This window comes from Paenibacillus rhizoryzae, assembly GCF_059686995.1.
This window is the reverse complement of sequence record NZ_JCAALT010000001.1, coordinates 936,353-962,432: the sequence shown is the minus strand read 5'-3', so window position 1 is coordinate 962,432 and position 26,080 is coordinate 936,353. Positions and strand designations below refer to the sequence as shown.

Here is a 26,080-nt window from a genome sequence, read left to right as displayed (position 1 = left end):
TGCTTCTCTACACCCCACCCGAGCAAGGAATGAATCCACATTTAGAATAGAACTGTTTATGTTTGGCAGCAAACGTTAATTCTGAGTCCTGCCCTTCCCCCTTCTGTTATGTTTGCCTAGTCACTCAATGCTCTTGTCATCCCAATCACTGAACTCAGGTATAGAAATAGAACCAAACCATAGAGATTCCAAACACTAGGTATCGACACGACACTTAGATAAAGTCCATAAGGAAGTGTCCATAGCACAACTATTACCATTAAGATTCGATTATTTCTAAACGAGGCTGCGATCCCCAGAACTGCAGGTAAAATCAACATCGCAAAAATGATCAGAAATGTGGAGTGACTTATTGGCGTATTGGAATATGGGTTCCAAAACAAAAATATACAACACAAAACGATGCATCCTACGGAAGCTAGCAATCCGGAAATGGAAATTTTCATTTTCACTCTCCAGCGCTCCTTTTCCGAAGGATAACTGCAACTTCCTTAATCATCGGTTCAATACGATCCCAACGATTCATGCAGTGATGAAGGATCATGTCCAAGTCGTTTTCATTCTGCGCTTCTTCTGTGTTGCGAAACAGAATATTCATTAGCCAATTCGTTAGATTCCGAAGATGGTGGCGGTAGGAGTAAAACCGCAATAAATCGAGATTAATCGCCACAGATTTACCTAAATGCTTTAAGTAAGCGGAATAGAAAACATCGAACTCTTCACCGATATAGCCTATCAAATCGAATTCCGGAGGCGCCAAAATCGCGGATTCCCAATCGACGACATACAATTCGTTGCCCTGACGAATCAAATTCCCTCCCCACATATCCCCGTGGCACACTACTTTTTCTTTCGTATCTGCTATCGCTGAATGGCGAAGTTTACGAACGAGATCCAGCAGGTTCATGATCTGCTCTTTTTGGGGCCCTACATGCGCTCTTAGCGCTTGTTTACTAGGATTGTCAAATGTCATCGTGCTTTCAAGCAACGAAATACAATTATCGAGGTCAAATTCAAAGGAAATATCAAATGATTCTATTAAGATCATAGTCTTATCTATCAAGGGACTACTCTTGTGAATTGCAGCTGCCGATTCGGCAATGCTCTTAAGAATCTCTATGGAGAACGGATAGGCATCAGCCAATGACTCGCCGTGAATATAGTTAAATAATACGACCGTAATCTCGTTTATTGTTGTTGAAAATCCGCCAATCCGGTTTTTAATTGGATAAGTGATTTTTTGAAACACTTCTTGATGATACATGTTCCAAGTCAATGGCAAGTAATAAGGAAAACGATCGATACTCATTCTATGTCTGTCATTGTTATGATCAAATAATTTCAGATAATAGCGCTCTCCATTCATGCACGCCAGCCGGTAAGAGTAAGCTGAATCCCCAAAAGGAATGAATTGAATGGTTTCAACTTGTATCCCGTATTCTCTATCCAGATTTGAGGCAAGTACTCGATCTTCTATGCGATATTTTACTTTCAGACCATTCACTCCCTATACACGCTTTGATTATTAATGACATTAACTTTCGATTTAGTCTAGTAGAAAAGGTATAATTAGGAACAGATAATGATCCTTTACGCATGCATTCCCACTCTAGTTAGGAGGAGTAATAATGAAAATAGCAGGCGTTATTCCGCAGCTGCGAACGATGAATTTAGACAGTTCCATACGCTTCTACACGACTCTGATAGGCTTGGAACTCGCATTCCGATATGAAGATTTTTATGCCGGCATACGTGCAGGCAACCAGATTTTTCATCTCAAGTCCGTTTGTGAACAGGATCCTTCAATCCCCTATACTCGCGATGGAGACCATTTCACTCTCTACCTGCAAACGGATGATGCCGCCTCTTTGGCTGAGGAGCTGAAAGCTCGAGGGGTCACTATGATTAAAGACGTGCATGAGACGGATTGGAGTACTAGGGAGTTTGTCATCGAGGATGATCAGGGACACACGATTTACTTTGGCGAAGCGCTCTAAGATCAGCCTTGCTGAATATCAGACTGCTATTATCCTAAGAATTCACTGATTTGCCGCGACCATAATAAATGCACCAAAGATCACTCCCCATACACTCAGCACGGAACTTATCACAATAGGTAACCATGTAACTCGCCTTAATGATACATACATCATCATGAAGAGCGGATATAATACAATCATTTTAATGATCAAGTAGATGATCGACATGATGATATAACTATGGAGGAACATGGATAAGAGCCCCATAATAATTAACCCCGTTAATCCCACGGTATAGCCAATGTACTCTTCTAAATACGTATTGAAATTGTCATTAAATTCAAATAGAAGCGCAGCTATCGCTGGGGGAACCAACATAATGATATAATGCATGATCAGGTGAAGATAGAAATTCCTTCTCACTTGTGTCCCCCCTTCGCACCAACAACAAACGGCAGCCAATCCAAAAGATCGCTGCCGCTCGTTTATTTATGCTTCCACTTTATAGCTCCAATTTAACATCTAACATATTTACGTTTGAATCCAATTCGCCCTTTATCAATAGTATTCTGAATATTATCGGCAGCCGATATCAACTTGCTCTTTGCCTTGTCCTTGTTCACTTCTACGGGGCCAACTGCTTTCGCAATTTCGACAGCCTTGTCGTGGAGAGGCGTATAAGACACGGCTACGGTATAAATGAAGTTATTCATCGCAAATTTCGTACGCTCGGGAGCATCATGGATCGTAGCTGCAACTTGATCAAGCATGTTGGCAAGCTTACTTTCGGAAAACTCACTATCCTTTCGATTGCCGAGCAGCCAGCAGTAACAGCTCCAGCCACCTGACATGCGCAGCTCTTCCCCGCTGGCAATCCATTTATCGGCAACTTCCTGGGCAATATCAGATTCCGCCAGCGTTACGGCCACCACATAATCAGACAGCATAAAGAAATAAGCCGAATCCATCCATCGGTCATAATCAGCCGCAGTCATACCCTTCGGGTCCGCAATTACGCCGGCGAAGTACATTGCATCGTAGTTCCCCGTAGCGTATAGCTCCTCGGCTAAATGCTGATTGATTTTAATTTTCTTCGCGATCGGCTTCATCTCGCCTGTAGTCGCTCCAAACAGCGGTTCCTGCGCCCCATTGGACATGTATATTTTCTTGCTGCGTTCCTTGCCGATTGCTTCAAGCTCCTGCATGACCGCTTCCAAATTCATTCCATCGCACGTCCTTATTTATGTAGTCGTTCAACAGCCTGTTTTAACTTCTTCTTCCTTTATTATAATGAAAATTGCAGCATTAGTTAAGCCCTAACCTGCCTTGGCGATTGCTCTCTTAAGTTTATCATAATCGGCGAAATCCACGTATTTAACCCCATTAATAAAAAGCGTCGGCGTAGAAGTAATCAGCTTCTCAGCCTTCGCGTTATGGGCAATCACTTCATCCGCATACGCCTCGTTTTCGATATCCTGCTTCAACTTCTCATAATCCACCTCAAGCTGAGCATTCTTGGCTAGTTCAACGAGAAATGACGGCGTTGCCCAAGCAACCCGCTCATCGCCTTGATTCTTATAAATCGCATCATAATAGTTCCAAAATTCATGAGGGTTCTGACGATAAATCGATTGGCCCGCCATAGCGGCAGCAAAGGAATCCGGTCCGATGATCGTATGATTCATAAAATACAGCGCTACTGTCCCTCTATCAATAAAGTCCTGTACCAGCTTCGGTTTAATTTCCTGGCTAAAGTAGCGGCAAGCCGGGCACTTAAAGTCACCGAACTCGACAATTTTCACCGGCGCGTCAGCAGAACCGAGCATGGGGAGCTGCTGGTAATCGAACGCAACCGGCTCTGGCTTAGGCGCGAATACGACCGCTAATGCGATAGATGCGGCTGCTGCGAAACAGATGCTGAAGAAGATCCATCGTTTTCGTTCCTTTAGCTTTTGTTTCTCCAATGCTATTAATCGTTTCGTTCCACCGGGTATTTTCTTGCTATCAACCAACGCATCCATGATCGTTCCCGCCTTTCTACATAAGCATAAATAGAAAGACTGCCAAGGCAGCCTTTCATTTAAGCAGTATTAAACAACGTAACTTTACCTTGGCCAGCGCATTTCAACAGCCTGCAAAGCAGGGAATGCAGCATGCGGCTCGGCTTGGTACCAGTAAGCCACCGAGGACACATCATCCGTTCTCTCGAACAAAGCGCGGCTGTTATGCCCCATTTGTTGAATGGTCACCTTAAGCTCATTCTCGAAGCGAATCGGGTCCATTAAATGCCAGCGGTACAAGCCATGCATCGGAACGCTGTCTTCACCGAAGATGTCGCTGCGCGTCGTATCCGTCTTCGAATAGGGATAGCCCAGATAAGGCGTATTATAGGGAACTTCGACGATTTTCCCATCCCGTTTCTCATAGAAGCACCAAGCGCCTCCGAAATAATCTTCCGTCCCCGTTCCGCATATGGTCGGCCACTCTTCATCGCCATCCATATAAAACTTGATTTCCCCTTCCCCCCACCAATACCGCTCCAGCGCGGCCCAAGCCAAGTAAGTACCGATGTAGTGTCCTTTCCCCTTTACATTATCAAGGATGGTGAAATCCTGTGCTGCGGTCGTAATATTCTCCCGTCTCCATTGTGCATGGAAATAACCTGCTTCCTCCGGAATATCATCGACCAAGGTATAACTAAATTGATAGAAAAATCCCCCGATTTCGCGCGCATGCTGATTCTCAATCGTAATCTTGGCTTTGGAACGGAATGGCATTGGAAAATAGCAGTTCATGCCCCCGGTCGGATTGACGACGATCGGCAGCGAATTCACGAGGCTCCGGGCACCGAATCCGTTGCAGAAGAAGTCGCCCAGCGGCACTTCTACCGAGGGCTCAGCCTCATCATCCCAGTACACCCGTATTACCAGATCTCGCAACACGAAATACCCTTTATCTGTCCGATCCGTAACCGTAATCCAGAAATGCTGGATCACACCTGGCCCGTCCACTTCCATCAACGTGACCGTCTCCCCCTGCTGAAGCGTAATACACGGCCTGCCCTTCCGGCCAACGCCTAAATTACTGGCTTCCTTCCCGCCGGCACCTACTTCCCCCCTCGGATTCTCGGCGCTGATCGAACGAGTTTTTCCATTCGTCATCAACGGTGCCGTAGATAAACCGAATCCTAACCCTTGATTGTGCAGCATGCGAACTACCTCCTACTCTTATTTACAAGCTAAGATCTGAATGATTGCTAGTGGCAGCAACGTTTCCGCCGATTCTAGCTTCTCCTGCCGCGACTTGATAGCCGCTGTGCTTGAAGCAAAGCACCTGATGATCCGCATTCAGTTGAAGCATCTCCGGTTTGGCCGACCGGCATATTTCTTGGGCATACACGCATCGACCGGCAAACTTGCAGCCGCCAAGGCCATATTCTTTGCTCTCAAGATCAGGAAGCTTCATGTCTTCATCCCATTTCTTCCCGACCCGCGGGATCGACTCCAGCAAGAGCTCGGTATAGGGATGTGCTGGATGGTTCAATATTTCTTTGGCTTTGCCATATTCGATTAAATTTCCCCTGTACATCGTCGCAATATAATCGCTGACATAATAAGCGGTGGATAGATCATGCGTAATATAAATAAAGTTGACGTTATATTCATCCTTCAGCTTCATGAATAAATTGACGACGTTCATGCGCAGCGAAGCGTCGATCATGGCGACCGGTTCATCCGCTACGATAAGCCTCGGCTTCGGAATGAGCGCCCGCGCGATCGATATCCGCTGCAGCTCCCCACCGGAAAACTGATTGGGATATTTGCCGGCCACATTCGCCAGATCAAGGCCAACAGATTTCAGAACATCCGTGATGATCCGCTTTGCTTCCTGCTTCGTCTTGGCAATATCCAGATTGAGTGCCGTTTCATAGAGATAGGTATCCACCGTCTTGCGGCTGCTGAACGTGGAGAATGGATTTTGAAAGATGGGCTGTACTTTCTTTAGAAAAGCTTTCTTGTTCTTTCGATTCGCATAGAAAGACAGCGGCGTACCTTCTATGACAACCTCGCCGAAAGACGGCTCGAGCAGGCGCAAAATCATCTTCGCGAGCGTCGTCTTCCCGCAACCGGATTCACCGACAATGCTCATGATTTGCGGTTTATCTCCCGGAAGGGTTAAATCAATATGATCTACCGCTGTAATTTTGGTCCCCAGCAGCATGCCGCCGATTTTGTAATGCATGGAGAGACCGTGGATTTCCAGAATGTTTGCAGCCAAACAAACACCTCCTTCATAGCTGTTACTCCGCATGAACTCATTTCGATAAGACGCAGCCTAACTGCTAACTGAGTAAATGGCAGCTCGCATAATGACCCTCGCCAACATTTACCCGCTCCGGCTCGACCAACCGACAGACCTCCGTCACATGCGGGCATCTTGCGGCAAATCGGCAGCCGGCAGGCGGGTTCTTCAAGCTTGGCGGCGTTCCCGGTATGCCTTCCTTCTGACTGTTATCTCCGATTCTCGGCAGTGCATGAATGAGCATTTTGGTATAAGGATGTTGCGGCTCATTAAAGATCCGGTCCGTCGGGCCAATTTCAATCATCTGACCGGCATACATAATGCCCATTCGATTCGTAATCTGATAATGAACCCCCATGTCATGAGAGACGATAACCATGGAATTCATTAGTTTCTTCTGCACCTGCGACAGCATGGTGAGTATTCCGCGCTGCACAACGACATCCAGCGCTGTCGTCGGCTCATCTGCAAGTACGATACTGGGATGCAAGAACGTAGCAAGCGCGATTAACACCCGCTGCCTCATTCCGCCGCTTAACTGATGGGGATAAGCTTTGAGCACCTCCGGCGGAAGCTCCAGTTCCTTCAGGTAAGCCGTGATTTCATGCTCCAGCGCTTTCTTGTTCTTCACGCCATGGAACTTGCTGATAGTATCGAAGAATTGGTTTCTCACTCGGGTCACCGGATTCATTACATGCATAGCACCTTGCGGCACATAGGAAATATCTTTCCACCAGCTCTTATGGATCTCGCCGTTACGGTAGACGACAGGCGCACCTTTCCGGTCGGAAGTATGCACTTCGACAGAACCGGATGCGATTTCAAGCGGATAGTTGATCAAGTCATACATGACCTTGAGCAGCGTTGACTTTCCGCAGCCGGATTCGCCCGCAATGCCGAATATCTCGTTCTTCCGAACCTCGAAATCTACTTTATCGACGGCCTTCACATAGCCATTCAACATGTTATATTGCGCACTTACCTGATTTAGCTTCAGCATCTTACTTCCCTCTCTTTAGCGCAGAATATTGCTGATAGCCCGTCATAACCAGGAATAACGATATGAAGATCAAGCAGATCGCTGCAACCGGAGATCCAATCCACCACCAGCGCTCGGAGAGCATGGCCTGATGCTGATTCGCCCAATAAATCATCGTGCCGAGCGTAGCCTTCTCGTTGCTTGACATCCCGATAACGGCCAAGCCGGATTCAGAGCCGATGGCCACGAGAATCGTATTGACAAAATTAGCTACCGACCAGCCCGTGACAAAAGGAAAGATTTCTTTAACGATGATTTTCAGCGTATTCTGCCCAGAGAAGATGGCGGTACTGATAAAATCACGTTCGCTGAGCGATAACGCCATAGAGCGAAGCTGACGCGCCGGCCAGGGCCAGTTAAAGATAATTAACACAAACGCGATCATGAAGAGCGAAGCCTTGCCCTGCATGAGACTTCCGAGCAGAATCAGAATGGGCAGCGATGGAATGACGATAAAAGAGTCGGTCATAATGGTAATCAGCCGATCGATAAAGCCGCCTTTAAAGCCGGCCCAAAGTCCTAACAATACGCCGATCAAAGTAGCGAAGAAAGCAACGATAATGCCGATAATGAACGAGTTTTGGATCGATTTGGCGAGCAGCCAGAACGTGTCTTGACCAAGGTTCGTCGTTCCGAAGATATGATCTTTACTCGGCTTAAGATTCTTCAAATACGTTCCCCATTCGATCGGATTTCCCTGATAGAAGAAAGGAATGATGAAGCCCAGAATAATGAAGATGCTCAGCATGGCTACACCTAGCTTTAAACGAATATTCCAATGCTTCACGTGTCACTCACCTCCCAAGCACGCTTATTTATATCGAACCCTTGGATCGAGGAACGGATATAAGAAATCCACGATAAAAGTAGCCGCTGCCACTGCGATAATAGAAAGCGTAATCGTCCCCATGATCAGGTTATAGTCAGCCTGCAGAATACCGGTGTAAATAAGAGTCCCGATTCCCGGATATCCGAACAGGATTTCCGTAATTAACGCCCCATTGAAGATCGTTCCGATCTGAAGCGCCAGCATCGTAACTTGCGGAAGCGCCGCATTGGGCAGCACGTATTTGGTCATAATTCTGCGCTCGCTTAAGCCCTTGAGTCTGGCGAATTGAACGTAATCCTCTTCGGCGATGCCGGACGACAAGGTTTTCATGCTAATCACCCACCACCCCGTTCCAACGAGTATCATGGAGAACGCCGGCAAGATCGAGTTATAGACAATGCTTCTTATATGCTCCCATGAAAACCCATCTCCTTGAAAGGTAGCCGATAACGGGAAAATCGGATAAATATACGACAGCAGCATGATCAGAATCAGCGCCAAAATATAATACGGAATCGGATAGATCATGATGGAGATGGCCTCCATCGCCTTGGAGTACGATTTATCTTTGAGAAACCCTGCAAGCAAGCCGACTATATTGCCGATCAGCCATGCAATGATCGTCGAGATTAATAACAATCCCATTGTCCAGGGCAGTGCTTTCGCGATTAATTCATTGACCGGATTCGGATAGCTGGCCAGTGAAGGGCCGAAATCCTGCGTCACGATAACCCGCTTCACAAATCCCCAATACTGATCCCACATCGAGCCTTCAAGACCGAAGGATTCATTCAAGGTTTCACGCAATGTAATGATCGCATCCGGTTCCATGAATGCTTGGTTTGCCGTCATCTTGCCGATCATCGCTTCTACCGGATCCGATGGCATGAACCGGGGCACGAAGAATACGGTCGTGATGCCGATGAACACGACGAGCACAAAGGAAAGAACTTTGGACAGCAAAAATTTGTAAAAACCCATAAAGCAGCATCTCCCCGCCTGCGTTAATCGCCTTTTCGGAAAAATACATACCGGACCTCTGCAGCCCGGTATGTATTCGGAAACGGATTCCGTGTTATCTGCCTGTCGGCTTCAAATGTGGGGTGTAGAACTTAAACTGCGACCACCACCACCATGGACCCTCGAACGCATTCTCCGATGTTTGGAATCCATCCCAATAGTACGTATCGACCGGTACGAACTTGGATGTACCGAACATAGGAATAAACGGCATGCCCTTGACGAATTCTTTATTGATTTCCGTGATGTTCCGGATCACCTTCGGATCGTCGCTCGGCAAGCTGTCCAGCTCGTCAAGCAAAGAGCTCACACGGTCATTCGCCCAACGGTTGCGGTTACCCGGCGCCTGCTCGCCGATCGGCACGATGTACTGCTTATGCCAGCCGGTCATATTCGCCGTCGTATCCGGCAGCAAGCCGCATGCCGGCCAGTAAGAGCCGACTGTGAACGCTCCGGTTGATTCGCTGTCCCAGAAGGAAGCGCCTTCCATCTGCTGCACATTGACGTCAATGCCTTGCTTGCGCCAGGAATCCGCCACTGCAAACGCCAATCGCATCGACTGGACTTCAAAGTTCGCCGGTGCATTGATGGTCAAGGTCCATGGTTTGCCGTTTGGCAGGAGCCATTTGTCGCCGTCTTTCTTAAATCCGCTCTTCTCCAGCAATTTCGCCGCTTCAGCCGGATCGAACTTCCACCAGCCTACGCCGAAGGTGTCATTGATCGCGCTCTCATCGGTCGGCAAGCCTTCAATGCCCTGCTGCTTCAGCATGTCGACAATACCAGCGGCATAGCTGTCGTCGAACGGTTTGTAACCGTCTTCGAGGGCAAAATCCTTCAGCCATCCTAACATCGGCTTATGGTAAGTGTCCTGTAGCACTTTGATCGGTGGCAGCTGGATCGGAGATACGCGCAGCATGCCGCCGAAGGTAGCCATCGATACATTCTTAATATCCGTCATCAATGTGAGAGCCCAGCGGACATCCGGATTGTTGTAAGGCTCCTTCGCCGTATTAAAGGACATCCCGCGCTCGCACGGATCATCCATCGTTGCGTACGGGAAGTCTTCGTACCAAGCTTTGGCATATTCGTTCTTCTGCCGCAGCACATCCCAGCTTTCAGGGGTAATATCCTGCAGGATGTCCATATCATGCTGGATCATCGCGATAATCCGTTTCTCCTCCGGTCCGAAGAATTTGAACAAAATGTATTTCGGGCCGGGCTCGCCTACAAGCTTGCCGATATCGCTCTTCTGCCAATCCTCACGCTTCTCCCAGAGGAACCAATTCCCCTGAGGATCGCGATCCTTCAGCTTGTACGGACCTACGCCGATCGGATTCGAGAACTTGAACGTTGCCGGATCCTCTTTCTCCCAAATATGCTTCGGCATGACGCGGAAGCTATTCCCCCAAATCACGACACCGAGCTTCTGCGCCAATCTCGTCTCCGGATTAACGGTTTCGACTTCAATCGTGTAATCATCGGTCGCCTTCATGCTCTTGATCAGATTCGTGAAGTAGCCGTTGTAGCCGAGCTCCTTCGCGCCTGTAATCATCGTTGCCGTAAATTCCACGTCATGCGCCGTGAATGGCTGGCCATCCGACCACGTCAAACCTTCCTGGATTTTGAACGAAAACTTCGTATTGGTTGCATCCAATGGTTCTGGGAACGTAGCAGCCAAATCCGGGATCTGCGTGCCTTTCTGCGTATCGATTTCCCATAAGTTCGAGAACATGAGCTGATGCACGCCGGCATCCATGGCAACGGCTCCCGGTACATAGGGATTGTACCGATCCGGGTCAGGGCTGCGGCCGCCTAAGATGTCGACGATTAACGTTTCGCTTCTCGGCGTACCGACATCGGTCATCTTGCCGTCTGTTTTGGAATCCCCCGAATCCTTGTTGCCGTCCGTTCCTACAGCCGTATTATTCTTGTTCGTGTCTGAAGTAGAGCTGCCCTTGTCATTGTCGTTATTGCAAGCTGTGATGATCAGCGCCGTGAGTATGAACAGCACTGTAAGCCTTTTCATGATTCGCAATGAACACTCCTCCTTCTATTGGGATAATCCGAGTATAGCGATTAGAAGGATTGATTAATTTCAAAATACTTGGATTTCATTAAGAATCATTGGCGATTAGAAAGGACTGCTGATATTCTTTGGGACTCATATGTTCAATGCTTTTAAACACCGTGCTAAAGTAGGCTGCATCTTGAAAGCCTACCATCTCCGCCACCTGATAGACCTTTAAATCCTGCTGTCTGAGAAACTCCTTGGCAATTCGAATGCGGATGAGATTGATGTACTCGCTGAACGTGACGTGGGTATATTTCTTGAATTGGGAGCTAAAGTACCACGCATTCAGATAGACGGCATCAGCCACCTCTTTAAGCGTGAGGTTCTTCATATAATTCATCTCGATATAACGGATGGCGGATTGGATATAATGCGGATTATGATTCTCGTCAGTCATACACATAATAGCGGACATAAAATAGGTCTTCAGCCAGCTGAGCAGCTCTTTAACATTACGGATTCCCTTCATTTCCTGCACATAATCGATGTGGCCGCCGAAGAACGGCTCTAAACCATGATCCTTTAGTACATGTTCTAAATAAATGAGTTCACTCAGCAATTCTCGCTTTAACCGAACCGGCTCAAATCTGCTGGGAACACGATGAAGCTGCTGCAGGATGGTTTCGATATAGTGTCGCAGCTTCTTTGCATCCGCTAAGGCATAATATTTGCCAAATCGGTCTCCCGAGAAGTATTCACTTATCGTAAATGGCTCCGGCTGGTTCAATTGCTCTTTGTACATGTCGTCATCCATAACGGCGGAATACTCATTAAACGCTAGAAACTCACAGTATTTAAGGCAAGTTTCATAGGCTTGCCCAATCGATCTAGGCGCACTAGTAAAACGATGTAAAGCCGCAACTATAGTTCGGTTCTGTTTGCGCATCGCCAGCCGGCATTCGTTGAGCAGCTGCTTGAAGGCTATTGCATTCATCGCACCGCGATAAAGAACGATACATTTCCCTTCATAAATCACCGCATCCAAGGCCGCTCGCTCGATGTTCGCATGGAGTAATTGATGAAGGATCTGCTCTTCTAATCGGGTGTCCATGTTCTCATGACCCGAGAAGAGCGCCATCTGCAAATCATAGGGTACCGACCAGCTATCGGGAAGCTCGAGACTCCCGCTGATTAACTTCTCGAGCAGCTGTTTGTGTGACATTTTCTCGTGCTCCGATTCTTTCTCTGCTGCTTTCCCTTTAATCTTATCCAACAGGTCGATGACCGTCTGGTAATGGCATGGCTTCAGTAAGTAATCGATTGCACCACACCGCATCGCTTCCCGAACATAATCAAATTCCGCGTGGCCGCTCAATATGACAATATACACATACGGATACAACTTGCTGATCTCGCGAGTAAGCTCAATTCCGTTCATCCCCGGCATCATCACATCCGTAATGACGATATCCGCCTCCGTAACCTGCATGACATGCAGCGCTTCCTCCGCACTTTGCGCTGTCCCGACGATTTCATGCCCCGTGCAGTGTTTGGCGAAAATATGCTGCAACCCTTTGAGTACTGACCTCTCATCATCGACGAGTACGATTCTCAAAGCAGACCTCCCCTTCCTGCCAATAAGTTAGGCATGCATGGCTTCATCCTTCCAAAGCTCCTCTTGCGGCACGCCTGCATCTGTCCGCAGCTTCAGCGTAATGGTTGTTCCGCGGCCGATTTCGCTCCGTATGGACAATCCAAACCCCTCTCCATAGATAAAAGCAATTCGCTGCCTGACTAGTTGAATGCCAAGACCGCTGCTTAAGCTTTTCTGCTCGAATGATGCCAGTAAAGCCTCTACTTTCTCTGAAGGCATGCCGGTCCCATTGTCCTCGACCTCGAGATACAAGTCGCCGTCTTGGGCAAAACCCCGAATGATAACGATGCCGCCAAGCATCATTTGTTGAAACGCATATTTAATGGCGTTCTCCACTAGCGGCTGAATGAGCAGCTTCGGAATCTTAATGTCTGCAACCGCAGGATCAAGATGAAACACGTAGGATAGTTTATCTTCAAAGCGCATGCGCTGAATTTTCAAGTAATTCTCCAATTGCTCCATATCTTCCGAGACCGTGACAAATTCATTCTGATGAGAGATGGAATAGCGCAATATCGTGGACAAAGAAATAATCGCTTCGCCGATTTCTTCCTCATCCTTGACCACCGTCATCCAGTAAATCATATCGAGCGTGTTATATAGAAAATGGGGATTCAGCTTCGACTGCAGATTGATCACTTCGGCTTTTCGATAGGTTAGCTGTTGGTAGTACACGGTCTTAATCAAACGGTTGACCCGTTCTGCCATATGGTTGAAATGCCTGATAATGACGCTGAATTCGTCATTTCCTTCTCGATTCACGATAACATCCAGTCTGCCTTGCTCAATGCTCTCCATCCCTCTTAATATCTGTTTCAGCGGACTTAGAATCATACGTAGGATGAGCAAGGCAAATAGAAAGATGAACGCAAACACGATCAATTCCATTAGCAGTAACACTTTATTCACTTGATTGACTTGATTAAGGATTTCTTTGTTCGGTACTACCCCGATCAGTTTCCATCCCTGATAATCCAGTGTGAAGGTGACCTGCGTGCCTGAGTCGAGCTGCTGCGCTAAACGGGATTCCTTCTGATTAATAAGCCTCCTATCCGTGGCAAACATGATGGTGTTATCTTTGAGCAGGAACACACTCCCTTCTTCGCCTAATCGCACATCGTCCAATTGATCTCGGAATTTCTCATTGAGATCAACTCTGAGCAGACCGAGCAGTTCTCCTCCATCATAGATGAGCATCATCATTGTAATGAGATGCGTTTGCGGCTGCACCGTCCAAATGACATCCTCATGGCTGGTCGGCCGATTGGTTGTCATCAATTGCTCGGTAAGCTTGTCTGCTTCGAATATCGCATCGGAATAATAGAGGTTCATCGGTGCGTAGCCAACCGGAAATATGTAGATGTTCTCGATCATTTCTAAATTAGGCAGCCTTACGATTTGCCTTGCAATCTGGTATTTCGCGATTTGATAGTTGATGGCATGCTGTTTCAAATCCTTCAAATAGTTCTTTAACACTTGGTTGTTGCGTATGACGCGAGCGTTGGCATCGATTTGTTTGTATTGAAGATCAACTTGCTTCCCGATTTGCCGAACGGTTTCCTGTAAATTGGCTTCCGATTGCCGCAGGATAATCCCGCTAATCCAATGCTGGAAGAAACCCGCCTGCAGGATGACCAGAAGGAGTGAAATGACAATGAATGCAATAATGATTTTGTACTTGAGTGACCGAACTTTAATCCATTTCATCCTTGGCTTCACTCCTAAATGGTAGTAACAGCTGTCTATAGTCCGAAATGGCTTTGGTTGCGCTTTCATAAATCGGTAAGGTCATTATAAGGAGATTTTTTCCAGAGATCAATGAGGCAAAGGTCTGCGAACTTTTCTGTCAGATTCTAACGGAAATCGAAGAAATGGATCGATAATTGTAGACCCCAATAGAAAAAGGCTTGCAGACGGCTTCTCCTATTAGAGAGACATCTGCAAGCCATTCGATTAGCTACATAGACATTCGATTCCAAACCTACTTATCTATCAATAGAGACGTAGTAATTGCCTTCTACAAATGGGAATCGCTCAAGCGCATCCTCTGCCAGTTCCACGCCGAGTCCCGGTTTGTCCGTAAGCTCGAGCCATCCGCCTTGAATAACTGGGCTTTCTTTCACAATTCCCCATTGCAAAGGCCCTTGAATGCGGCACAATTCAAACAGAATCGGATTTGGAAGCGCAGCAACCAGATGTGCGTTCGCCATCGTCATGACGCCATTATGCCAGTTATGCGGGATCGTCGGAACACCGTACTGCATGCCGAATTGCGCAATCGACATGGCCGCGGTAATCCCGCATATTCCTGCATCCTGTTGAATGATAGAATATGACTTCCGTTCCATATATGGAATGAACTGCTCTACCGTCGTGTACTGTTCGCCTCCGGTAACGGGAACATCCAATGCTGCATTCAACCTCGCGTAACCCTCAACATCCTTCTGCGGGATCGGTTCTTCGAACCAACGGAATCCGCCAATCCGATCCAGCCCTTTGCCAAGCGCTAGTGCGATCTCTTCCGTTAGGCGCTGATTCCCGTCAATAGCAAGCTCCATCCGACCTTTCACTTCCTGGGACAGCTCTTGAATCAAACCGAGCATGCGATCCACGGTTACGCGATCCCATTCCCAATGTGTGCCAACTCTGAACTTGAATACCTCATAGCCCTCGGCGATATACGATAAAGCTTCTTCTATCAGTTGCTCCGGCCGAGCTCTCCAATCGTAGCTGCAGCCACCGGACGCATAGAGCTGCACTTTGCCAATCGGATTAGGCGAAAGCAGCTTCGCAACCGGTTTACCTGCTAATTTCCCGCGGATATCCCAAAGCGCACAATCAATCCCGGAGATCGCACAGTCGTATGCCCAGGATTGCCCATTCGGATGCAGCACGATGGATGGATCTCTCGGATCACGCCCGATTAGTAAAGGGCTCACTCTCCTTACCATATCGCTGATCTTACCGGGTACACCATAGGCACAGGCTTCGCCGATCCCTGTAACGCCCGCATCGGTACGAATGACCACGATTGCGGCTTCTGCTTTGATTACCCGAAAGGTAGAAGTCATCCATTGCCTTTCAGGTTCATGCATGCGAGCTAACAGAATCGTCTCGACATGCGTGATTTTAACATCCGACATCGTATCTACTCTCCCTACTCCTATGAATAGCAATCCTTTTCCCTGCATTGAAGGAACTGAATAAAGTATAGTCATCCGGTGCACGCAAACAAATGGACTATCATACGTTTTTTGGACTGTTTCATGGACGCATTTTCACTGAAAAGGAGACCGATCCAAGATCGGCCTCCCATTTCATAACAATCCTCGTTATTCTCCGGCCGGATAGAGGATTCTTGCATCTCCCCAGTCCGCATGATCCCAATCGCCGCCGTTACCGCCATTGGTGACGACGAGCTTCAGCTCATTGACACCGGCGATAGGCAGATCAATAGTTTGCGTCGGTGCTGTTGCATCCATAAAGCCACTGTCGAATGCCCGTACGCCATCCAGCCACACCTCGAAGCTAACGCCGCCATTGCCATAAGTCTCGTCGTCAACGCCGACACTCGCTTGGAATTTCGCGTATTCGCCTCCGAGCGTATACACGATTGCAGATTCGGCATGGGTTCCTAAACCTTTCGCATAAACGACATCATTAAGTGTAATCGGTTTACCGTCGGATGATTTATCACGCTGGATATTGCCCCAGCCTGCAACGCCGTAATCCCATGAATAGTCACTGAGATACACTGTCGGCGAAGTAGGCGGTGCAAGAACGGCATTAATGGCGTTACTTGCATCGGAGCTGTTGCCGGCTGCATCTTTCGCTTTTACGGTAAAAGCACTGGAAGTCCCCGGAATAAGACCGGTTGCTGTAAACGAAGTCGCCGTTGCCCCAGTAGTTGTACCGACCAGACTGCCGTTCCTATAAACTTCATAACCTGTAACCGCCTTGTTATCCGTTGAAGCTGTCCAAGTTAATATTGCGCTAGTGCCTGTAACGGATGCAGCTGTTAATCCAGCTGGCGCTGTTGGCGGCTGCGAATCCGGAAGTTCCGTCGTCACGCTCAGCGCAGCGCTGGAATCAGAGACATTGCCTGCCGCGTCACGCGCTCGTAACGTGATGCTGTATGTCGTGACCGGCGACAGCCCCGTAAGCGTAAAGGCTAATTCCCCTGGCGCAGTACTGCCCACTAGCGCCCCATCCCGATAGACATCGTAACCGACGACGCCTACATTGTCGGATGTTGGACTCCATGTCAAATCTATCGTCTCATCTGTCTGCGATGGTGAAGCGAGATTCGTTGGAACGTTAGGCTTCTTCTTGTCAGGCAGTCCCGGACTTACAAGAATAACCTTTTCTTTTACGTTCGAACGTCCTTCATTATCCCACACGACAAGTGTCACCCGGTAGACGCCCGGTTTATCGTAGACGTACGTTGGCATAGCGGATGCGCTTGGCAAACCTGCCCCGAAGTCCCAGAGATAGGTTGCGATCGTTCCATTATCCGTCGAGGTGCTGACGAAAGTGACCGGTGCGCCGGCGCGTACCAGCACAGGATTCGTAAAGTCAGCGACCGGCTTCGCATTCGCAAACCCGCGCGAAGTCGGCTGCGCATTGCTGCCGTTAAGGAAGACAAGATTACCTGCCCATTCCAAGTGCTGCGCAGCTGCCGGATAAGGATCCATCGTTACGCCTTTGTTGCCAGAGATAAGGTTGTTCGTAAAACTGAGGCGATCGACTCCCGCTGCATCCGTAATTTCGATCGCCTTTCTACCATTGTTTGCAATAAGGTTGCTATCGAAAGCGAGGTTCTGAGCATTCCCGTGAATACGAATCCCATTGCCTTCATAGCCGGGATAAGCGGCTTTCGGATTGCCCAGCTGCGTATTGATAAAGCTGTTCTTGTAGAAATATTGGAACTGTTCCGTCTCGCTTGAGCCTGCACCTTGAAGCTGCATGCCCCACATAACCATGTTCTTTACCACATTGTAGCTCCACAATTGATGCCCTGTTCCAGGTGACTGCTGGATGCCTACTTGCTGCCCGCCATCTACCAGGTTGTCCGTCGTTACGGCATTCTCCGCCATAATTTCCAGCCCAATCGAACCGACTCTTCCGTCCGCCGGATGCACGACGTTCCGGCGCACAGCGATATTCTTGGACCGAACGGCACTGATCCAGAAGTCTACATGATTATCCTCGATGATGGCATTGTCCGAATTCGTGTGCAGCTCAATGGATAATCCGTGCTCCTTCAAGCCGGATCCCGTGATTGTATTGTTTCTAATAATAGCCCCGGAGCTTCCGTCATTGATGAGAATGCCTCCGCGTCCGGTTTTAGCGATGACGTTGTTTTCAACGGTTACATGCTTAGAATCCCAGCCTGCACGAACGGCAGCGCCCCAGATGGAGCCTACTCCGATGTTCGTGACATTATTGTCCGTAATGCGTACGTTCTGGGAACCGACTACATACAACGCATGAGGACCGAAACCGTCGACCGCGGCGAAATCCTTGACAGTCAGCCCGCTCATCTCATTTCTGCCCCCTCCTTCGGATACTACGGCTGACATGGCTACTGTGCTGTTATTGCCATCGAGCGTCATGTTCTTGATCGAAGCACCGGATACATGAAGAAAATAGAACATGTACGTCTCCGGATTGTCCATGTATTTCACGATCGTGCTGGTGCGATCCTCTCCACGAATAGCGACGCCTGATTTCCCCTTTACCGTACCTGCCAAATAATACGTCCCCTTCGGGAGGAGTACCGTATTCCCCGGCGATGCTGCGTCGATTGCCGCTTGAATCGCGGCCTTGTCGTCGAGATTATCTGCCCCGTTTGCTCCGAAATCGGCGGCGGATAGCGTTCCGGGCGCGAGCGGCGCTGCAGCTGCGACGCTCAAAGGGATAGCGGACAGCACCATAATTGCGGACAAGAACATACGAAAGACAGCTTTCTTGGACGGCTTTCCTTTCATTCTTCAATTCTCTCCTTCACGTTTGGATTGGCGGTGACTTGCAGGTTATCCATTTACGATGCTACATCATGGATCAAAATGACGGATAGTGTACAATAGCCGAAAATGCTCCATTAGCGCGAAATGAACGCTTATACATTTTTCGAAATCATGTACTATCCTGAATAAGCACATGAGAGTAAACGCCAAAAAGCCCCCACCATTCCTATGGTGAGAGCTAATCATACCTGAATCATGCCTTTTCTATTCTAAACGGTCTTTCAAGTACATCGTCAGCGAATACAGCATTAAATGCAGTTCCTCGTTTGTTTCGGCAAACGGAGTTTCTTGCACGCCATGAGCATCACGGCGGAGTAATTCACGATTTAATTTGGTAATGTTGGTTACTAACGTTTTGTTGTCCCAAGACTCAATAATGGCATTCATTTGAGGCTGCTTCTCGTGAGCAATATTGTTGAATTCAGCGAACTTCGGATCCAGCATGAAACCGGAAAATGAGATTTTTTCTTGCGGCGATTGTGACATTGGACTAGGAACCAACTTTCTATTCGTTTGTTTGGTGAGGCGGGCAAATCGCAAATAGTTCAACTAAGGAAGTAATCGTATAGGTGCTTTGAATATCCGCAGGGCTCGTTTGTGATTTTCTGTTGATCCAGCAGGTATCGATTCCAGCGAGTATACCACCTTTTATATCGGTACTCAACGAATCGCCGATAATGAGTGCTTCGCTTTTATTGAAATCCTTTATATGACTCGTCACGTAATCGAAGAATGCTATAGAAGGCTTTGAATAGCCGATGCTCTGCGAATCGAAAATAGCTTCGAAGAAATCATGTAATCCGGATTGCTTTAATCTCTTGATCTGCGTTTGAGTGATCCCATTCGTTACAACAAACAGTCTATGGGATGCCGATAAGCTTTGAATAACTTCTAGCGCACCTTCGATATGCAGCTGATTTCCGGTTCCGAGCAGCTCTCTGTACATCTTCTCCCATTCGGGGCCGTCCACAACCTTGCCAAGCTTCAACATCGTTTCGGAAAATCTTGAGTTAAGCACGACATCCAAACCGATCGTCCCATTCTCATAATCCGCCCACAGTTGTTTGTTGACGGAATTATACACGCGGAATAATTCATCCGAGAACGTATATCCATGATGCTGAAACAATTGGGTTAACGATTCGATTTCATTCGCGCCGAAATCTAACAAGGTATCGTCTAAATCAAAAAGCAGTATGTTGTAGCTCATCAATTCACCTCTGTTAACTATATAATATGCAACAGTCTATCGCCATACATCTTCGATGTACAGCGATAGACTGTTTACAATTACTATTTGCGTGCGGCCGGTTGATATTCTCCTGGCACCATGCCCGTTGAAATCGCCATTCGATTCCAACAGTTGATCGCATTAATCGCCATAATCAAATCCACGAATTGGCCCTCATCAAAATGTTCGCGAACTTGCTCATACAACTCCTGCGGGACACCGCCATCCGAGATTCTCGTCACCGCTTCAGTCAAAGCGAGTGCAGCCCGTTCCTCATCCGTATAGAACGGTGCTTCCCTCCATGCATTAAGCATGTATAGACGCTGCTCCGTTTCTCCCATAGCACGTGCGTCTTTTGTGTGCATATCCAGACAGTACGCGCAGCCGTTAATTTGCGAGGCACGGATTTTAATCAATTCCCACAAATGGTGTTCAAGACCGCTCTTCTTCACATAACCTTCCAATTTCAATAACGTCTGTAACGACTCGGGTTGTACTTTCATATAGTTTAATCTCATTTCCATGTCTATACACCTCTTCTTTCAAGTTGTTTTCATCTCTATTTCATAGGCAACTTCGGGTTGTCTCATCTGACGCTTCATGATTTCAGGAAGGGCAATGCCAACTATGGTGATCCCCACTCCAAGCCATTGCAGCCAATGGACGGATTCATTCAGTACGATATAGGACATGATTACGGCTGTAGGCAGCTCTGAAGCACCTAAAATCGTAGCTAGTCCGCCACCAATACGGGGTACGCCAATGGCGAAGAACAATGGCGGAATGACGATCCCGAAGAGTGCAAGCAGCAGTGCCCAAGGTAAAAGCCCTTCAAACAAAGAGCCATTTATAAGAAACTGTGGTGGGAACAGCAAATTAACGAGTATAAACGAGCCGGACAACATAATCGCGCTTCGTTTGATAGGAGCAACTTGTTTGGCTGTTCTGCCACTGTACCAAATGAATAACGTATAGGTAACTGCGGACAGTAAGCCAAGAATCATTCCGATCCCGGAGAAATCCTCCTGCCATCCACCTAAATAGCCACTCGCCATAACAATTCCGACTAACAAAATGAAGAGCGATATCATCTTATCTTTAGTTGGTCGCCTGCGCTCAACCACTGCTTCCAGTAGAATGCCCATCCACGTAAATTGAAAAAGCAAGATAATGGCGAAAGAAGCCGGAATAAACTGGAGCGCTGCATAATAGAACATACCCGTTAAACCTGTCGTTGTTCCTACAGCCATGAGCAAGAGTGTTTGCCTCTTCGTTATTGAGCTTGCTTGATACTCTGAGGGCTGCTGGGCTGATCTGGCGGATAACCACACCAATATCCACAGCATAATGACACCGAATAGGTTTTGGCTGCCGACGACCTCACCGACACTGAAACCATGCTCATAAGCTTTCTTGACAAAAGTGGATAATAATCCAAAGCTGCATGCGCCGGCTAAAACAAAGAAGATAGGTTTCATGTATTCACGAGCATTAGAAGCTTCCGGCTGCTTGCAGCTGAACCCTTTGTAAGTACGCTGCCTGAAGCTTGAAAATGAAGCAGCTTCTTGTCGGAAGCTAATCCAATCGTGCCTTGATTAACCAATTCATTTATACGTGTCAGCTTCACTTGAGAATCCGGACTCCATTGAGCAAAGGAACTGCCGCTTTTTAACTGGTCCCAGCCATTTAATATTTCCGCATCTAATTGCGGAATATCCATTTTATATAAATCCAGATGAATCACTTCATCGTTAGGATTTGCTTCGCGATAATCTTGGATAAACGCATGGCCTACGGACAAACTATGCGATGAATCCTTTTCTGGTGGGTGTGCAGCAATGTACAGTACCGTTGCCAAGTGTAGTCCCTCCTCTTACTCTGCTTCAGGGAACATCCCTGTGGAGATCGCAATTCGATTCCATGCATTAATGGTGTTAATCGCCATAATGATTGCCACGTACTCACTCTCATCCACTTGTGCCCGAACGCGCTCATATAATTCCTGCGGAACGCCTTGCTCGGAGATACGGGTTACAGCCTCCGTAAGCTCGAGCACCGCTCTTTCTTTGTCGGTATAGAAAGGCGCTTCGCGCCATGCGCTAAGTAAATGAATGCGCTGCTCCGACTCTCCCATCTTCCGAGCATCCCGTGTATGCATGTTTAGACAGAATGCGCACCCGTTTATTTGTGATGTTCTTATCTTGATCAACTCGTAGAGTTTGGCATCTAGTCCGCTTGTTTGAATAAAACCTTCCAGCTTCATCATGGTTTGCAATGCACCCGGGCTTGCACTGACATGATCGAATCTCTTCTTCATTATGAATCTCCTCCATGAGTCAATTTTTCTTGCCGGATAATCATAGATAAGTTGTATCGCCGATTAACCTTGTCTATAATATAGTTTCTTTGATTCTGAATGTCAATGCTAAGGCTGAGGAAATTACAGGAGATATGACCGAACCGCCTGATTTGACAAGGGTTTTAAATCCACCTAAGATGAGAACTAACAAACGATAGATTGTTCCAGAAAGCAGGTGTTTTTGCATGCAGTATAGTATTGGCGTTGAATATGGACTGCATTGCTTAGTCTATTTAATTGATATTCCACCAGACTCTACTATTGGAATCAAAGAGCTCTCTACATTCCAAGGGGTTTCAGAGACGTACCTTTCTAAAATATTTGGTAGATTAACAAAATCCGGTATCGTCAGCTCCGTTCCCGGTGCTAAAGGGGGATATCGATTAGCCAAGTCTCCTGATGACATTTCTTTCTGGGATGTTGTTCGAGCGATTGAAGGCGCAACACCGATTTTCAACTGTAAAAACATTAAAGATAATAGCTATTTATGTCAGGACGAGGAATATGCCGCGTGCTCGAAGGCCACTCCCTGCGTAATTAACTTAGCCATGTTGGAAGCGGAAGAAAGTATGCGTAATGTCCTTCGCAACAAAACGTTAACTTGGTTAAAAGAAGAACTGGATCGCGTGTTATCGCCTCAAGCGCGTAAAGAGACACGTGAATATTTTGCTGCCAGCATTAATGCTTGATATTTGGCGCTGATAGGCGCATGTTGGGGCTAGCAGCCCAGGCGCGCGTTAGCGACTGGACTGCTGGTCCTTTTTGGTTCGGTTGGCGTTGTATAAGCGTTTAAATTCAAACTCTCAGCATTCAATCTAACCAACTACACCTTCGCAAGGCCTCTGAGAGTCTCATAATGCAACTCTCACCGCCGATATTGGCATTGAAAAATGCTGAGAGTTCCAAAATCGAACTCTCAGCATGTAAACTAACCAACTACACCTTCGCAAGACCTCTGAGAGTCTCATAATCGAACTCTCACCGCCGAAATCGGCATAAAAAAATGCTGAGAGTTCCAAAATCGAACTCTCAGCATGTAAACTAACCAATTCAGCATAGCATAATCGCCCTCTAAAACAGCAAAACAAAAAAGCCCGCGAATATCGCGGGCGTCCAAACCTAGCTCACCTAAACTGTACCCGATGAACCTGTTCCATCCGGCCCATCAACAAGATCGACGACACCGACGGCAAGCACCGTGATTGCGGCTGCTTTTCCCAACTTCTTGACGCCGTCTTTGATTAATTCCTGATCGTTCTCTTTGATGCCTGCCACCACTTCGATCCCGCTTTCGACCACGTATTGGATGCCTTGTCCTGCACCTCGGACCGTTGTCGTTGCCGCATCTCCGAGATCGTCCAGCCCCGCTCGCGCCCGCTGCTTATCCGCAGTTACCAAGCCCGCGCCTACATCCCATACGCCGCTTGCAGCTTGACCGGCAAGTTCGCCAGTTCTAGAAGTAACTCTCTCCACATCATTCCCGATTTCTTTCATATAATCGCTATGAACGAGTTCTCCGGCTACACGCACCGTACCTCCGATCACTCTGCCTGTCACATCGCCCGCCAGTTTCCCGATCCCTTTCAGAAAATCCATCTGAAACACCTCCGTATCATCATTTATATTATAACGAAATAAGAGGGTGTTCGTTTCATTTTCAGTTAAACCCGCCATTCACGCGAATCGTCTGCCCCGTCATCCATCGGGCTTTGTCGCTGACAAGCAGGTCGACCGCATTCGCGATGTCTTCAGGTTCACCTAGCCGGCCAAATGCGATCAAACGGCTGAACGAATCGATTTGTTCTTGCGATTTGCCATTTAAGAACAATTCGGTCGATATTTGTCCCGGAGCGATGCAATTGATCACGATGTTTTTGGGAGCGAATTCTTTTGCCAATTGGCGCGTAATTTGTTCGACTGCCCCTTTCGTTGCGGCGTACACACTGTAAGTTGGGAGCATAGCACCGATGACAGAAGTGGAGAAGTTGATGATCGTCCCGCCTTGTGCCATATGCTTCATCGCTTGTTGGCATGCAAAGTAGGTCCCCTTCACATTGATTGCGAATTGCCGATCAAACATCTCTTCCGTCACTTCCGCGATTGCCGTGCATTCCATGATCCCGGCATTATTGACCAGAATGTCCAATCGTCCGAAGCGAGCAATCGTCTCCGAGAATAACGCTTCGACTTCGCTTACTTTACTTACATCGGCGCGGATGGCAATCGCTTCTCCGCCGAATTGTTCAATCGCGGATACAACCTCGTCCGCTTTCCCTGGATTAGAAGCATAATTGATGACTACCTTTGCACCGGACTGCGCTAGTTGAATAGCTAATTGCCGCCCAATACCCCGTGATGCCCCGGTGACGATCGCTACTTTACCATTCAAACTCATATCTGTTCTCTCCCAGCAACTTAGAATTGGCCAATCGATTTTATCGGTTGAACTCGACTTGTAAGTTTATTATAGCCAGCGTTTGTAAGAAGCCGTTAGAACATACCTGCACAATTCTTGCCTAATTCTCTTCGGGTTCGCTATTATTAGCGTACATGACATTGTTACCGGGAAGGAGCTGTAGGCATGGACACCATGACTGAACCACTGCGAACAGAGCAAGCCTTGCAGCAGTTGGCATTCTTGATTCACCGGCATGCTCCGTTGACTGGCACGCATCAAACGGTAGTGCCATCTTTGCAGCTCATGCATGCTACACAACTGTCCGAGCCACTGGAATCCGTCTATAAACCATCCATATGCGTTGTGGCGCAAGGGGCAAAAACAAGCACATTAGGCGACGAAACCTACCGCTACGATCCATCGTATTACCTGATCACTTCTGTTGAATTGCCGATCGTTGGGCGGATTATCGAAGCTTCGCCCGAGATCCCCTATCTAAGCTTGAAACTAAGCTTCGACACCGACATGATCCTGGATATCGTGAAAGAGAGGAATCGTCCTGTTGAAGTTCCCGCAGAAAACAGCCGTGGAATAACAGTAAATCGAACATCTCCCGCATTACTGGAATCCATAGTACGCCTAATGCAGCTGCTTAATGAGCCTGATGATGTTCCGGTTCTGGCTCCACTTGTGATCCGCGAAATCTTGTATCGCGTCCTACAAAGTGAACATGGCGCGCTCCTTTATCAATTCGCAATGATCGGCAGCCATGCGAACAATATCGCTCGGGCGATTCAAACCATAAACCGACAATTTAATCGGACCCTCGTGGTGGAACAGCTCGCAAAGTCCGTCAATATGAGCACGTCGGCATTTCATAAACATTTTAAACGGATTACGTCACTGAGTCCCTTACAATACCAGAAAACGGTGCGTTTGCAGGAAGCACGGCGCCTCATGATCACAGAATCCATGCAGGCCGCTGATGCGGCATTCCGCGTTGGCTACGAGAGTCCTTCCCAGTTCAGCCGGGAATATGCCAGGATTTATGGAAGGCCGCCCGTGCAGGATGTTCACATGTACCTAACTCATTAGAGCCCATTCTGATAATAGCCCTTGCAGTATAGACAAATGAACATATACTGGCAACGTACCTAAACTTAGGGAGATGAACGTTATGGGATATGGAATGGGAAACAACGTCGGAGGAGTTGGCCAAGGTCATTGTG

General features: G+C 47.6%; 24 protein-coding genes. 3 read left to right on the top strand and 21 right to left on the bottom strand.

Annotated features, from left to right (window positions below; translation table 11 throughout):
• Positions 1–448 precede the first annotated feature (448 nt).
• On the bottom strand, positions 449–1,504 hold the full coding sequence (locus AC6ESO_RS04345; RefSeq protein ID WP_497090296.1) for a phosphotransferase: 1,056 nt from the start codon (positions 1,502–1,504) through the stop codon (positions 449–451).
• Between the two features lie 124 nt (positions 1,505–1,628).
• Here AC6ESO_RS04345 and AC6ESO_RS04340 point away from each other — a divergent pair, with 124 nt between their 5' ends.
• Positions 1,629–1,997, top strand: coding sequence for a VOC family protein (locus AC6ESO_RS04340; protein ID WP_497090295.1), 369 nt, complete (start codon positions 1,629–1,631; stop codon positions 1,995–1,997).
• Between the two features lie 497 nt (positions 1,998–2,494).
• Here AC6ESO_RS04340 and AC6ESO_RS04335 read toward each other — a convergent pair whose 3' ends face one another.
• The 18 genes from AC6ESO_RS04335 to AC6ESO_RS04250 form a co-directional block, all read right to left on the bottom strand.
• Positions 2,495–3,202 carry a DNA alkylation repair protein gene (locus AC6ESO_RS04335; RefSeq protein ID WP_497090294.1) on the bottom strand — a complete coding sequence of 236 codons (708 nt, stop codon included), beginning with the start codon at positions 3,200–3,202 and terminating at the stop codon, positions 2,495–2,497.
• Between the two features lie 93 nt (positions 3,203–3,295).
• On the bottom strand, positions 3,296–4,000 hold the full coding sequence (locus AC6ESO_RS04330) for a DsbA family protein (RefSeq protein ID WP_497090293.1): 705 nt from the start codon (positions 3,998–4,000) through the stop codon (positions 3,296–3,298).
• Positions 4,001–4,084: 84 nt separating this feature from the next.
• Complete coding sequence (locus AC6ESO_RS04325; protein WP_497090292.1) at positions 4,085–5,188, bottom strand: glycoside hydrolase family 172 protein; 1,104 nt, start codon at positions 5,186–5,188, stop codon at positions 4,085–4,087.
• Positions 5,189–5,210: 22 nt separating this feature from the next.
• Entirely contained in the window at positions 5,211–6,257 is a 1,047-nt protein-coding gene (locus tag AC6ESO_RS04320) for an ABC transporter ATP-binding protein (RefSeq protein WP_497090291.1), read from the bottom strand.
• Between the two features lie 64 nt (positions 6,258–6,321).
• On the bottom strand, positions 6,322–7,281 hold the full coding sequence (locus AC6ESO_RS04315; protein WP_497090290.1) for an ABC transporter ATP-binding protein: 960 nt from the start codon (positions 7,279–7,281) through the stop codon (positions 6,322–6,324).
• A 1-nt stretch (position 7,282) separates the two neighbouring features.
• Positions 7,283–8,107 carry an ABC transporter permease gene (locus tag AC6ESO_RS04310; protein ID WP_497090289.1) on the bottom strand — a complete coding sequence of 275 codons (825 nt, stop codon included), beginning with the start codon at positions 8,105–8,107 and terminating at the stop codon, positions 7,283–7,285.
• 24 nt (positions 8,108–8,131) lie between these two features.
• Positions 8,132–9,130 carry an ABC transporter permease subunit gene (locus AC6ESO_RS04305; RefSeq protein WP_494817524.1) on the bottom strand — a complete coding sequence of 333 codons (999 nt, stop codon included), beginning with the start codon at positions 9,128–9,130 and terminating at the stop codon, positions 8,132–8,134.
• A 94-nt stretch (positions 9,131–9,224) separates the two neighbouring features.
• Positions 9,225–11,195, bottom strand: coding sequence for an ABC transporter substrate-binding protein (locus AC6ESO_RS04300; protein ID WP_497090493.1), 1,971 nt, complete (start codon positions 11,193–11,195; stop codon positions 9,225–9,227).
• Between the two features lie 88 nt (positions 11,196–11,283).
• Positions 11,284–12,795 carry a response regulator gene (locus AC6ESO_RS04295; protein ID WP_497090288.1) on the bottom strand — a complete coding sequence of 504 codons (1,512 nt, stop codon included), beginning with the start codon at positions 12,793–12,795 and terminating at the stop codon, positions 11,284–11,286.
• Positions 12,796–12,822: 27 nt separating this feature from the next.
• Positions 12,823–14,541, bottom strand: coding sequence for a sensor histidine kinase (locus AC6ESO_RS04290; RefSeq protein WP_497090287.1), 1,719 nt, complete (start codon positions 14,539–14,541; stop codon positions 12,823–12,825).
• Between the two features lie 278 nt (positions 14,542–14,819).
• Positions 14,820–15,977, bottom strand: a complete 1,158-nt coding sequence (locus tag AC6ESO_RS04285) for a mandelate racemase/muconate lactonizing enzyme family protein (RefSeq protein ID WP_497090286.1) — start codon at positions 15,975–15,977, stop codon at positions 14,820–14,822.
• A gap of 189 nt (positions 15,978–16,166) precedes the next feature.
• A complete protein-coding gene (locus AC6ESO_RS04280; RefSeq protein WP_497090285.1) occupies positions 16,167–18,824 on the bottom strand; it encodes an NPCBM/NEW2 domain-containing protein in 2,658 nt (885 codons plus the stop codon).
• Positions 18,825–19,067: 243 nt separating this feature from the next.
• Positions 19,068–19,349 carry a hypothetical protein gene (locus AC6ESO_RS04275; protein WP_497090284.1) on the bottom strand — a complete coding sequence of 94 codons (282 nt, stop codon included), beginning with the start codon at positions 19,347–19,349 and terminating at the stop codon, positions 19,068–19,070.
• 19 nt (positions 19,350–19,368) lie between these two features.
• Positions 19,369–20,073, bottom strand: coding sequence for a YjjG family noncanonical pyrimidine nucleotidase (locus tag AC6ESO_RS04270; protein WP_497090283.1), 705 nt, complete (start codon positions 20,071–20,073; stop codon positions 19,369–19,371).
• 83 nt (positions 20,074–20,156) lie between these two features.
• Positions 20,157–20,618, bottom strand: coding sequence for a carboxymuconolactone decarboxylase family protein (locus tag AC6ESO_RS04265; protein ID WP_497090282.1), 462 nt, complete (start codon positions 20,616–20,618; stop codon positions 20,157–20,159).
• Between the two features lie 18 nt (positions 20,619–20,636).
• Positions 20,637–21,572 (bottom strand): EamA family transporter, encoded by a 936-nt coding sequence (locus tag AC6ESO_RS04260; RefSeq protein ID WP_497090281.1) that lies wholly within the window; start codon positions 21,570–21,572, stop codon positions 20,637–20,639.
• Positions 21,569–21,952 carry an NAD(P)H-dependent oxidoreductase gene (locus AC6ESO_RS04255; protein ID WP_497090280.1) on the bottom strand — a complete coding sequence of 128 codons (384 nt, stop codon included), beginning with the start codon at positions 21,950–21,952 and terminating at the stop codon, positions 21,569–21,571. The genes AC6ESO_RS04260 and AC6ESO_RS04255 overlap by 4 nt, the downstream gene beginning before the upstream one ends.
• A 15-nt stretch (positions 21,953–21,967) precedes the next feature.
• A complete protein-coding gene (locus tag AC6ESO_RS04250; protein ID WP_497090279.1) occupies positions 21,968–22,411 on the bottom strand; it encodes a carboxymuconolactone decarboxylase family protein in 444 nt (147 codons plus the stop codon).
• A 227-nt stretch (positions 22,412–22,638) separates the two neighbouring features.
• On the opposite strand from AC6ESO_RS04250, the gene AC6ESO_RS04245 reads away from it, so the two are divergent.
• On the top strand, positions 22,639–23,142 hold the full coding sequence (locus AC6ESO_RS04245) for an RrF2 family transcriptional regulator (protein ID WP_497090278.1): 504 nt from the start codon (positions 22,639–22,641) through the stop codon (positions 23,140–23,142).
• Positions 23,143–23,581: 439 nt separating this feature from the next.
• Here AC6ESO_RS04245 and AC6ESO_RS04240 read toward each other — a convergent pair whose 3' ends face one another.
• Both AC6ESO_RS04240 and AC6ESO_RS04235 read right to left on the bottom strand, forming a co-directional pair.
• Positions 23,582–24,049: a hypothetical protein gene (locus AC6ESO_RS04240; RefSeq protein ID WP_497090277.1), complete on the bottom strand. Its 468-nt coding sequence runs from the start codon at positions 24,047–24,049 to the stop codon at positions 23,582–23,584.
• Between the two features lie 61 nt (positions 24,050–24,110).
• On the bottom strand, positions 24,111–24,848 hold the full coding sequence (locus AC6ESO_RS04235) for an SDR family oxidoreductase (protein ID WP_497090276.1): 738 nt from the start codon (positions 24,846–24,848) through the stop codon (positions 24,111–24,113).
• A 195-nt stretch (positions 24,849–25,043) separates the two neighbouring features.
• Between AC6ESO_RS04235 and AC6ESO_RS04230 the strand changes: the two genes are divergently transcribed.
• Positions 25,044–25,946, top strand: a complete 903-nt coding sequence (locus tag AC6ESO_RS04230; RefSeq protein ID WP_497090492.1) for an AraC family transcriptional regulator — start codon at positions 25,044–25,046, stop codon at positions 25,944–25,946.
• Positions 25,947–26,080 lie beyond the last annotated feature (134 nt).